Below are 12,125 nucleotides of genomic sequence, written 5' to 3' on the forward strand. Positions count from 1 at the left end.
TTATTCTGTTCCGCCGAAAATTCGTACTTTTGTAGTTATGCAGAAAACCGAAAAGAATAGTGATGTCGGGTTGCTTAGCCACTTGAACGAAGCGCAACGGACCGCCGTAGAATTTTGTGACGGGCCCTCGCTGGTGATTGCCGGCGCCGGATCAGGAAAAACAAGGGTACTCACCTATAAGATCGCTTACCTGCTGGAACAGGGACTACCCCCCTACTACATCCTGTCGCTTACCTTCACTAACAAGGCGGCGCGCGAGATGAAATCGCGTATTGCCGATCTGGTGGGAGAGAAAAGGGCCCGCCGGCTCTGGATGGGTACGTTCCACTCCATTTTTGCACGTATCCTGCGGAATGAAGCGGAAGCGATCGGTTTTCAGTCGAACTTTACCATTTTCGACTCATCCGACTCCAACAATCTTATCAGGCTGATTATCAAGGAGATGGAGCTGGATGACAAACAATACAGGCCGGGATCGGTGCACGGACAGATATCAAGGGCAAAGAACAGCCTGATCACACCTGCCATGTACGCAGCCAACGACGAAATCCTGCAATACGACCGGATGGCGAGGCGACCGATGCTATTCGAGATCTACCAACGGTACCAGAACAGGCTCCGCTCAGCCAACAGCATGGATTTCGACGATCTGCTGATGTATACCAATATCCTGTTCCGCGACCACAAGGAAGTGCTGGAAAAATACCGGAACCAGTTTCAGTATATCCTGGTGGATGAGTACCAGGACACCAACTTCGCCCAGCATCTTATCGTGAAACAACTGGCAGACGAACATCACCGCGTATGCGTGGTGGGCGACGATGCACAAAGCATCTACTCCTTCCGGGGCGCCAATATCGACAATATCCTGAAATTCAAATCGAATTTTCCTAACACGCAGATATTCAAATTGGAGCAGAACTACCGTTCCACACAGAATATCGTGAATGCTGCCAACAGCCTCATCAAAAAGAACAGCGAGCAGATCTTCAAAAATGTGTTCTCTGAGAACGAAGAGGGTGAGAAGATTGATATGAGAAAGGCTTTTTCCGATTTTGAGGAGGGATTGATCGTTTCCAATAAAATAGCCCGTATGCGGCTCGAAAAGTACGCCCGCTACAGTGATTTCGCCGTCCTCTACCGCACCAACGCCCAATCGCGTATCTTTGAAGAGGCGTTGAGAAAGAACAACATCCCCTACCGGATCTATGGCGGACTGTCATTTTACCAGCGCAAGGAGATCAAGGATATCATCAGCTATTTCCGCCTGATCGTGAACCCGAACGACGAAGAGGCTTTCCGCCGTATCATCAACTATCCCACCCGGGGTATCGGCGACGTGACCGTAGGCAAGATCACATCGGTCGCCCAACGCCACAACACCAGTCTCTGGCAGGTAGTGACCGCTCCGTTGGAATACAATCTGGAAGTAAACACGGGAACGGCAAAGAAACTGGAAGGATTTCACTCCCTGATACAGGATTTTATCGATAAAAACGCAACGATGAGCGCCTTTGAACTGGCGCAGGAAGTGATCAAAAACAGCGGTATCGCCAAAGAGGCTTACGACGATATGACACCCGAAGGGATGAGCCGCGCGCAGAATATGCAGGAGTTACTCAACGCAATGAATGAGTTTGTGGAGACACAGCAGGAACAGGGGGATGAAAATATCCGGCTGGCAGACTTCCTGTCGGAAGTGTCGCTGCTTACCGATCAGGATACCGATACGGGAGCCGATAACGAGAAGGTGACCCTGATGACGGCGCACTCCGCCAAGGGACTTGAATTTGATCATGTGTTCGTGGTGGGGATGGAGGAAGACCTCTTCCCGTCAGCCATGGCGAAATCGGAAATCCGCGGGCTGGAAGAGGAACGTCGCCTCTTCTATGTAGCGATCACCCGGGCAAAAAAGAGTTGCACGATCACTTATGCGAAAAGCCGTTTCAGGAACGGGCAGACCAACCCCGCCTCGCCAAGCCGTTTTCTGAAAGATATCGACCCGTCCTTTATCGAAGGAGGAGAAGGAGATGAGACCGCTACCCTCCCGGCACCGGCAGATGATTTCTGGGGATCAATGCGGGAGCAAAGGGAGCAACGAATGCAGAATACCTATAGCCCTACTATCGCTCCCAAACGGGTGGTACCGGTTCAACGGGCCGTTCCTTCCGCTCCGTTATCGGAAGAGGCGAAAGAGCTGGAAGTAGGGCATGTAATAGAGCATGAGCGGTTCGGACGGGGAATAGTAACTTCCATCGAGATGAGCGGCAACGATCGCCGTGCCTTCGTAGAGTTCGATGCTGCCGGCAGAAAGCAGTTGTTGCTTAAGTTCGCCAAATTTTCTATTGTCGGCACGACAGACTCCGCCACCAGATCTTAATGTGAATATGCCAATGTGACTAATATGCCAATAAGCGGGCAACCCACTCACCTCAACAGATATAACTTCATATCTCCAATAACGCCTTCTCGCCGCTATTTCCCCCGAACAACATATCGACGGGTTTTTCCAGCAACTGTTTGACCCTGACCAGAAAACCGACAGAATCCTTACCGTCGATCACACGATGATCGTATGACAGTGCGACATACATCATGGGACGTATCACTACCTGGCCGTCGATGGCAACGGGCCGTTCCTGAATATTATGCATCCCCAATATAGCGGACTGGGGCGGATTGATGAGCGGTGTAGACATCATGGAACCGAATACGCCGCCATTGGTCACAGTGAACGTACCGCCGCTCATCTCAGGAATAGAGATCCTGCCGCTCCGCGCTTTTCCTGCAAGTTCTTCAAGTGTCCGCTCGATCTCTGCCAGGCCCAGGCTTTCTACATTACGGATCACAGGCACCATTAACCCTTTGGGCGTACTCACCGCTATCGAAATATCGGCATAATCGTAGGTAACCATATTCTCACCGTCCAGCATAGCATTCACATTGGGGAATTCCCGCAGGGCAACGGAACAGGCTTTCAGGAAGAAGGACATGATACCCAGCTTGATACCATATTTCTCCATAAACTGAGTCTGGTATTTTTTCCGCAGATCCATAATGGACTTCATATCCACCTCGTTGAAGGTAGTCAGCATGGCCGTCTCATTCTTCACCGACACCAGCCGCTCACTCAGCTTCCGGCGCAGCGAACTCATCCGCTCGCTCTTCGATTCCCGGCTGACCGGCTTTTTCATGCCATTCGTGCCGATTCCGCCCGAGGCGCCCATAACCGCCTCCACATCCTCACGCCTTAACCTCCTCAAGCCGTTGATCACATCCTCCACCGACAGCCCATTTTCGGTCATCACTTTCTTAGCCAGGGGTGTGATCTTCACCCTGTCGTAACCGGCGGTACCGTCATGAGGCTCGGAAGGGCCAACGGCGGGTTCCGCAGAAGGCGTACCTCCTGCAGGGGTCTCCTCTGACGGCGGAGTAAATGTTTTTTGCCCGGCATGAGGCGCTGTCTGCTTTGCCTTTCCTTTTACGGAAGACTGTTCCGGAGCGGAAGGTTGTTCCGGGGATGCCCCTTCCCCCGCTGTCGGAGCAGCAGCTTCTTCCGTTTGCACAGAAGTATCGATGGTACAGGCCACAGCGCCCACCTCTATCGACTCTCCTTCTGCTGCCTTGAGCGATATTTTTCCGCTCTCTTCGGCCACCAGCATCAGGGTTGCCTTTTCCGATTCGAGTTCGGCTATTTCCGCATCTTTCCGTACAACAGCTCCATCCTCCACAAGCCAATGAAAGAGCTCCACATGCGTAATGGATTCCCCGGGACTCGGTATTTTTATTTCTATGATTGCCATATATTTAATGTACTAATAAGTCAATGTGCCAATGTGACTAATTAATTATCAACGAATGACGAATGACTAATTATTAATTTGTTCCGAAATCTTGAATCTTGAATTTTTAATCTTGAATCAAATTTAACGCCTCATTCAGAATAATTGCCTGATGCACCTTATGCTGCGCCGTGAGGCCTTCCGCCGTAACGCCGCTGGGGGGACGGCTGATAACCTGCAAGGTACAGTCTCCTATATGTTGTTTTACAAAAACGGCGGCTCCCATATTGAACGGCTCCTCCTGAACCCATATAAGTTCCACGTTTTCCGGGTAATTCTTCAGTATCTTCCCGAGTTGCTTTTCAGGAAAAGGGTAGAGTTGTTCCAGCCGCAGGATGGAAATATCGTTTATCTTCCTCTCTTTCCGCACGGCATCCAGTTCGTAATATATTTTGCCGCTGCAAAGCAATATTCTTCTTACTTCCGACGGATTTTTCACCGTTTTATCTTCTATCACCTCCCGGAACCGGCCTTCAGTGAAATCGGCAAGGGAAGAGATACACTCAGGGTGGCGCAGGAGGCTCTTGGGTGTAAAGACGATCAGAGGAAGGCGGATTTCACGGTGCAATTGCCGGCGAAGCACATGGAAGAAATTGGCAGGGGTGGTACAGTTTACCACCTGCAGATTGTAATTGGCACAAAGGCTTAAAAAACGCTCCATCCGTCCGCTCGAATGTTCCGCTCCCTGCCCTTCGTATCCGTGTGGCAGCAACATCACCAGGCCCGACCTTATACCCCACTTCTCCTGGGCGGCGGAGATATACTGATCCACGATCACCTGTCCCACATTGTAGAAGTCGCCGAACTGCGCTTCCCAGAGGGTGAGTCCTTCGGGATGGGCCAGCGAGTAACCATACTCAAACCCGAGTATACCATACTCATTGAGCGGTGAATTATAGACCCGTGCGGACGCCTGCCCTTCCCCCAGATTCATCAGGGGAAAATATTTCTCTTCGCCAGGGAAGCGTAGGCCATCAGCTCCCCCATCGCCCAGTCATACCTGTCCTCTTCTATCATCGCCGCCCGCTGCGCAAACAGGCGCTTGGTCTTATTGAAGAATTTTTTATCTTCCGGCAGGCTTGTAATACTCTTTGCCAGTTCTATAAACAACTCTTTCGAAATGGCCGTATCAACACTCTCTTCGAAATCAACCGCTTTGGGGAATCCTATATTTTTGCACCTGTTTGAAAAAAAGAGCTGAAGGTTTAGTTGATCGGATCTGAGCGACTCTTCATACGCCTCCTCTAATCGCCGGTGAAAGCCGGCTACCCTTTCATCAAACTCCTGCCGGGTGATGACATCCTCGGCGATCAGCTTCTCCGCATAGATATCACGGGGATTTTTATGTTTGGCAATGATATCGTAGAGTTTCGGCTGTGTAAACCGCGGCTCATCCCCTTCGTTATGCCCGTATTTCCGGTACGAGAGCAGATCGATAAAAACATCGATATTGAATTTCTGGCGGAACTCCAGCGCCAGCTTGGCTACATAGACCATCGCCTCGATATCGTCTCCGTTCACATGGAATACAGGAGATTGGGTCACCTTGGCCACATCGGTAGAGTAGGTGCTGGATCGTGCCTGAAGATAGCTGGTGGTGAATCCCACCTGGTTATTGATCACAATATGGATGGTACCTCCCGTTTTGTAGCCCTCGAGTTTGGAGAACTGAATGGTCTCATACACCACACCCTGTCCGGCGATGGCGGCATCGCCATGAATGAGGATCGGCAATACCTGATCGTAATCATAATTGTGTTCGTTCTCCAACATCGCCCTGGCAATACCCTGCCCTACAGGGCCTACGGCTTCCAGATGGGAAGGATTGGGGGTGAGGCTGATGGAGATGGAACGCCCTTCGTAATCGATGGTGCTGTTATACCCAAGATGGTATTTCACATCGCCATATTTGATCTTCTCTTCGTAATTCTGGGCATTGAACTCACGAAACACCTGTGCATAAGGCTTTTTCATCAGGTTGGTGAGTACGTTTAACCGTCCGCGGTGCGCCATGCCTATCACGATCTCATTCACATCATAAGCACCTCCGCGCGACATGATGGCGTCCAATGCAGGTATAATAGACTCGGACCCTTCCAGTGAGAATCGCTTCTGTCCTACAAACTTTTTATGAAGATAATCCTCGAATCCGGACGCCTCTATAAGCCGGTCGAGAATACGCAGCCTGATCTCGCGTGGGAGCAGTTCCCGGTTTTCGGAGTTCTCCATTTTCTCCTGCAACCATCGTACAATCTCCGGTTTGGTCATATAGCGATATTCCACACCGATCGATCTGCAATAGGTCTCTTCGAGACGGGCGACGATCTCTCTTAATGTGGCTTTGCCTATACCTATCTCATGCCCGGCCTCGAACTCCCTGTCGAGGTCGTTTTCGGTAAGGTCGAAATTCTCGATGGCCAGCGTCGGCGAGTAACTCCGGCGTGTACGTACCGGATTGGTCTTGGTAAAAAGGTGTCCTCTTCGCCTGTAAGCGGTAATCAGCTTCATTACCGCCAGCTCTTTCCGGGAGTTCTCCACTGAAACGCTGCTCTCTCCCGGTTTTACCGGAAAACGGGTGATGGCTAAATCAAATCCCTGAAAGAAATAGCGAAAACTCTCATCCACACTTTCGGGGTCTGCTTTATATTTTCTATATAAGTCCTCTATGGCTTCCAGATCCACTGCATTCATCTCATTTTTGGCATTCATCGGTCAATTTTCCTGAATATTCATATGAACATAATCTTAAAGTGAAAAACGAAAAGTGAAAAGTGAAAAACTTAACTACCTTCCCACCTTCCCACTTATCTGATATGAATGGTAAAGATAGTAAAATTGTTCATTATTTCCCGAAAAAATAGTACTTTTGGGGTTGAACTTCATTCGACTGTCAATGGTTGTCACGCCAGGGCAAATCCCTGCGGAATTATCCTCCGCCCGTTTGGCTTAGCGAAGGCCGTACAAACTATCCGAGAAGAGACAGATACAATTTATCATAAAAAAAATCGATCTAATGACAAAAAGCGCTTTACAAATTGCAAGGGCAAGTTATGTGCCCAAAATGCCCGAAGGTTTGAAGGGCAATGTAAATATTGAGGAAGGGGCCGCCACCGAATCGGTACTCGACCAGGAGGAGATACAAAAACTTTTCCCTCACACATACGGAATGCCGATCGTTCAGTTCACGCAGGCAACCGGTGAAACCGGCGTATCGGCACCGGTAAACGTGGGTGTGATCCTTTCGGGAGGACAAGCACCCGGGGGGCACAATGTCATCGCCGGAATATTCGACGGGATCAAACGGTTACACAGTGACAGTAAACTATATGGGTTCATCCTGGGGCCTGACGGACTCGTTAAGCACACATACAAAGAACTCACCGCCGACATTATCGATGAGTATCGGAATACCGGCGGGTTCGACATCATCGGCTCCGGACGCACGAAACTGGAGACCAAAGAGCAGTTCGACTTAGGACTCGAGATACTGAAAAAGCTGGATATCAAAGCGCTGGTCATCATCGGAGGAGACGACTCCAACACCAACGCCTGTGTATTGGCCGAGTACTATGCGTCGATCAACGCCGGGGTACAGGTGATCGGTTGTCCCAAAACCATCGACGGCGACCTGAAAAACGGGCAGATCGAAACCTCTTTCGGTTTCGATACGGCATGCAAGGTCTATTCGGAGTTGATCGGAAACATCCAGCGCGACTGTAATTCGGCGCGCAAATACTGGCACTTTATCAAAGTAATGGGCCGCTCAGCATCACATATTGCCCTGGAATGCGCCCTGCAAACACAACCCAATATCTGCATCATATCGGAAGAGGTGGCTGCCAAAGAACAATCGCTCGACGATATTATAGATTACATAGCCGGTGTAATTACCCAACGGGCCGAAAAGGGATTGAATTTCGGCACGGTGATCATTCCCGAAGGGCTGATCGAATTTATTCCGGCAATGAAGAAGTTGATTCATGAACTGAATGATTTCCTTGCGCACAATCAGGAGGAATTTAACCTGGTACGCCGCTCCGGGCAACGCGATTACATTATCAGCAAGCTCTCACGCGAGAATGCGGATATTTACGCCAGCCTTCCCGAAACGGTGGCCCGCCAGCTCACGCTCGACCGTGACCCGCACGGTAACGTACAGGTATCGCTGATCGAAACCGAGAAACTGCTGGCCGAGATGGTTAAAAAACGGCTCGACATATGGACCAAAGAGGGCAGATACAAAGGGAAGTTCTCAAGTATTACCCATTTCTTCGGCTATGAGGGACGTTGCGCCGCACCGTCGAACTATGATGCCGACTACTGCTATTCACTGGGGTATACTGCCTCCATGCTGATTGCAGCAGGCAAGACCGGATACATGTCGTCCGTACGTAACACCACTGCTCCTGCCAAAGATTGGATCGCAGGCGGAGTACCCATCACCATGATGATGAACATGGAACGTCGCCACGGGGAAATGAAGCCGGTAATTCAGAAAGCATTGGTGGAACTGGAGGGCGCTCCGTTCAAATATTTCGAAAACCAACGCGATCAATGGGCTATCGAAACGGACTATGTATATCCCGGCCCGATCCAGTATTTCGGCCCGACGGAAGTATGCGACCAACCGAGCAAAACATTGCAATTGGAGCAGAACGGTACGATCAAGTTATAATTATAACTGTTTCTATATTTATAAAGTAGGAGAAAACGCCACTTGTTTTCTCCTACTTTTTACTTTAATAAATTGGTCATAGAATTTTAAAATGAAATTCTTCACCTGTAAACTTAGTTTACAAGTGGCATAAACAAGCTGGTGGAGTATCCGCTTTCATTGTCGGTTAATCATATCGTGAAGATAAGAAATAATTTTCAATCAAGGGCAAGATCTTTCAGTTCAACCTCTATTATAAGAGGTAGAAAACAAAAAACGTTGCACAAACTATCAATAAATTTTATCCTTCCAAGATTAGACTGTTCTGTTCTATAAAAGCAAGAAGCTTGACTTTACTTCTTAATCAGTTTCTTCGTATACACTTTATCGTCCTTTATCAACCTTACGAAATAGATACCCGCTGGCAAACCGTTTACCGATAGCCGGCATACCGGGTCGGAAGTATTGTGTAGTTGATAATTATTGAATAGATTTGTTCTGCCTGCAAATTCCGTTTACAAGCGGTGACTAGATTCTGGTGGATCATTCGGTATCATTTCATTTGGTATTTGACGATAAAAGTAATAAATAATTAAAAAACAAAACAAACATAAAACAAATAATATACTCGATAACCGTCTTTTAATTAATACTTACTCTATAATGGCGTGCTTGGAACTTGCGGCCTATAGGTAGTTCGTGCCGGGCGAACATCAAAAAAGGTGGCCTCGTCATGAAGCCACCTCTTTTTTTCCTTCTATAAGGTCAGTCTATCCTTATTCAGCAATAAGATCAGAAGAACCTGTAACGGTTATCCTCTACTCCCAGTTTGTTTTTCAGCACCTCGATCGACTGCATTTGCAACCGATAAGCGTTGTTGTTCAATATCCGGTTTTTCTCTTCCTCTGCGTCATACTCTTCCGTTCCCTCAGTACGATTGGCGACGGCAGCCACATACACACCCATGTTACCCTTCACCGGCCCTACGACCTTATTGAGCGGGGCGAATGCGGAAATGGCATTCAACACCGGTTCAAAACCCAATCCCGTGATATTCTGGGTAGTGAAATTCACAAAACGGACGGTATCCCTGTTGCTGTTCATGGCAGTGGCATACGCATCGAGAGAAGTGAGATTTTGCGCCTGCAGATCGTTAATTATTTTCTCAGCCTTCTTCTCATTGACCAGTTGGGTACGGATCCCCGAAGAGACTTCCGATAAGGGCGTCGTACCTGTCGGTATCACCCTCTCTACCCTTGCAATGATACGCAGGTTGGTGAGATCAAATTTTTTCACGGCTCCTACTTTCTTCTCATTGGCAGCCCAACTGATTACCTGACGGGAACCCGGGATCTGAGCCAATGAAAAATCGTTCGCGGAAACAGTAATATTGGGCATCACCATATATCCTTTTTCTGTAGCCAGTTCATTGAATTTTTGTTCCACATCGGGCGTGGAAACGAACTGGTTCAGTTCATTATCGATATTGTTCGATGTCTTCTCACTCGGCAATACCGGCATATCGATGACGGCCAGTTTGTATTTATTGACCGGGCGTGTCCGTTCTTCCACCTGAAGAATGAGTTGTTGCCCGGGAATGGTCAATTTAACAGGTTGCCCCACAGGCGCATTAAAAACGGCCTTCACCAGATCCGTACCAAACGTAACAAGATCGGTTTCCCTTGCCCAACCCATATCCCCACCGTTGGAATTCGGGTTGAGGCTGTTGGCTACCTCCGCAAAAGAGGCGCCGCCCGCTATGGCTCCGTAAATACTGTCTACAAAGTGGGTGATGACGGAGTCCTGCCCCACCATGGAAGCATCGGGAACAGCCATCATCCTCAGATGCACAGAGTCGGGAGCAACAGTTTTATCGATCAGTTTGTAAATATGAAATGAATCGCCCTCACGTGCAGGCCCATACATCTCGTTGATGGCCGCAGAGCGGATAAACTCCACCTGTGTGGGAGTCAGCATCTGCTCGCTCACAAACATATCACGGTAGGGTGTCTGTGAATAATCGGCCACAACCGCCGCCGGAGTTACAGCGCTGCCCAGTTCGTTAAAGGCGTTACGGGATTCTGCTTCAACCTCCGCATAATCCTCCTCACTGGGACTGATCGCTTTGGTAAAATAAGACAACTTCACGAGAGGCGCTTCCAATCTGAAAGATTCCTTATGCCGGTTATAAAACGCTTTTATATCGTTATCGGTTACGTTTACCGCGGAATCGGGAATAGTAAAGTAACTCTTCATCGCATATTCAATATCGGCATTTCGCTGTGAAAGATCGAACGTGGTCTTTGCCTCCATATCATTCACGATAACTGCATTGGAAAGAAGAGAGATATATTTTTCCTCCAGCCGTTGCGTCCTGATCATCTCCTCGATAAACAGCCATAAACGCTTGTACTGGTTCACCAGTGCCTGTTCCTGCGGATTAGGGTTCGGCATGTTGACGGTATTGATGAATTCTACCAGGGCTGCACGGCTAAACATGCCCGTTTGCGGATCGAGGAAAAAAGGAAGCTGCTGCAACACCGGCGAAATAAATTGCCCGTGCACCAGGTCATTCAGTTCCCCTTTGGTTACAGTGAGTCCCAATTTCGCCGTCTGATGGCTGAGCAAACGATCCCGCACCATCTGCTGATACACAGCTTCACGTATCTGTGATGAGATGTTTTCATCGAGGGACGACTGCCCGCTTACCATCTTCTGAAACTCTTCGAACTCGGTAATTTTATCGGCATATTGCTGGGTTGAAATTACCTCATGGTTTACTACGAACGCCTTGTCCTGCGCTCTTCCAAATAATGTCGTCCCGGAAGTAAGCAAATCTCCTAACACAAAGGCAACCAATGCCGCGCCGATCACAATGACGAGAAGTGTACCTTTATCTCTAATCTTTTGTAAAGTAGCCATCTAACTATCTTTTTATTGTACTTAGAACGTGATAAATTTTTATAATTCAAATAAGGGCACGAAGTTAGCAAAAATAACGCAGACAGCGTTATTTTTTTAAGGAAAAGTGTAGGTTAGCCTGTTCGTCTGGTCAGAGCAGTATTCCGTGGGCCGCTTCACTTTCTGTAATGAGCCGTACTACCTCTATTTTTCGTGCCGTCACTTTCAGTATTTTGAAGGTATATTTTCCGAGAATCACGGTTTCATAGGTTTTTGGGAAGCGCTGCATATGGTACAGCAGATAGCCGGCTACAGTGGAATATTCATCCGACTCGGGAATATCCAGGTGATATATTTCGTTGAGGTGTCCGATCTCCACCCGCCCCGACATCACAAACTCGTTTTCTCCCTCCCTCTTCAAGAATTTCGATTCCACATCGTATTCATCTTCAATATCCCCGAAGATCTCTTCCACAAGATCCTCCATAGTGACGATCCCGGAGGTGCCTCCGAACTCGTCAACCACCACGGCGATACTTTTACGATGCTGCATCAGGTCGCTCATCAGTTGGTTGGCCTGCATACTCTCCGGGACGAAGGAAATGGAAGCCAGATTATTTGTCCAATCCTGCGGATTGTTGAAAATTTCCCAAATATGGATGTAACCCACAATATTGTCGAGGTTGTCTTTAAAGACCAGTATCCTGGAGATACCGGTTTCAATAAAC

At 48.5% G+C, this 12,125-nt stretch carries 7 protein-coding genes and 1 pseudogene; 2 read left to right on the forward strand and 6 right to left on the reverse strand.

The features are described 5' to 3' along the window. Window positions 1–37 precede the first annotated feature (37 nt). On the forward strand, window positions 38–2,380 hold the full coding sequence (locus tag Q0502_RS09685; protein WP_298650041.1) for a UvrD-helicase domain-containing protein: 2,343 nt from the start codon (window positions 38–40) through the stop codon (window positions 2,378–2,380). A 67-nt stretch (window positions 2,381–2,447) separates the two neighbouring features. Here Q0502_RS09685 and odhB read toward each other — a convergent pair whose 3' ends face one another. From odhB to Q0502_RS09700, 3 genes are all read right to left on the reverse strand, one after another. Further along, on the reverse strand, window positions 2,448–3,803 hold the full coding sequence (gene odhB, locus Q0502_RS09690; RefSeq protein ID WP_298650043.1) for a 2-oxoglutarate dehydrogenase complex dihydrolipoyllysine-residue succinyltransferase: 1,356 nt from the start codon (window positions 3,801–3,803) through the stop codon (window positions 2,448–2,450). Between the two features lie 106 nt (window positions 3,804–3,909). Then, window positions 3,910–4,776 (reverse strand): hypothetical protein, encoded by an 867-nt coding sequence (locus Q0502_RS09695; RefSeq protein WP_298650046.1) that lies wholly within the window; start codon window positions 4,774–4,776, stop codon window positions 3,910–3,912. Further along, window positions 4,776–6,551: a thiamine pyrophosphate-dependent enzyme gene (locus Q0502_RS09700; protein ID WP_298650049.1), complete on the reverse strand. Its 1,776-nt coding sequence runs from the start codon at window positions 6,549–6,551 to the stop codon at window positions 4,776–4,778. The genes Q0502_RS09695 and Q0502_RS09700 overlap by 1 nt, the downstream gene beginning before the upstream one ends. Before the next feature lie 304 nt (window positions 6,552–6,855). Between Q0502_RS09700 and Q0502_RS09705 the strand changes: the two genes are divergently transcribed. After that, window positions 6,856–8,517: a diphosphate--fructose-6-phosphate 1-phosphotransferase gene (locus Q0502_RS09705; protein ID WP_298650051.1), complete on the forward strand. Its 1,662-nt coding sequence runs from the start codon at window positions 6,856–6,858 to the stop codon at window positions 8,515–8,517. A gap of 332 nt (window positions 8,518–8,849) precedes the next feature. Here Q0502_RS09705 and Q0502_RS19020 read toward each other — a convergent pair. From Q0502_RS19020 to Q0502_RS09715, 3 genes and pseudogenes are all read right to left on the reverse strand, one after another. Beyond that, window positions 8,850–8,927, reverse strand: a pseudogene (locus tag Q0502_RS19020) (T9SS type A sorting domain-containing protein); the annotation flags it as partial. Window positions 8,928–9,288: 361 nt separating this feature from the next. After that, complete coding sequence (locus tag Q0502_RS09710) at window positions 9,289–11,418, reverse strand: peptidylprolyl isomerase (RefSeq protein ID WP_298650053.1); 2,130 nt, start codon at window positions 11,416–11,418, stop codon at window positions 9,289–9,291. A 130-nt stretch (window positions 11,419–11,548) separates the two neighbouring features. Further along, window positions 11,549–12,125, reverse strand: a 577-nt coding sequence (locus tag Q0502_RS09715; RefSeq protein ID WP_298650054.1) for a transporter associated domain-containing protein, incomplete at its 5' end; no start/stop codon positions are given.

This window comes from uncultured Proteiniphilum sp., assembly GCF_937873925.1.
Taxonomy (GTDB): domain Bacteria; phylum Bacteroidota; class Bacteroidia; order Bacteroidales; family Dysgonomonadaceae; genus Proteiniphilum.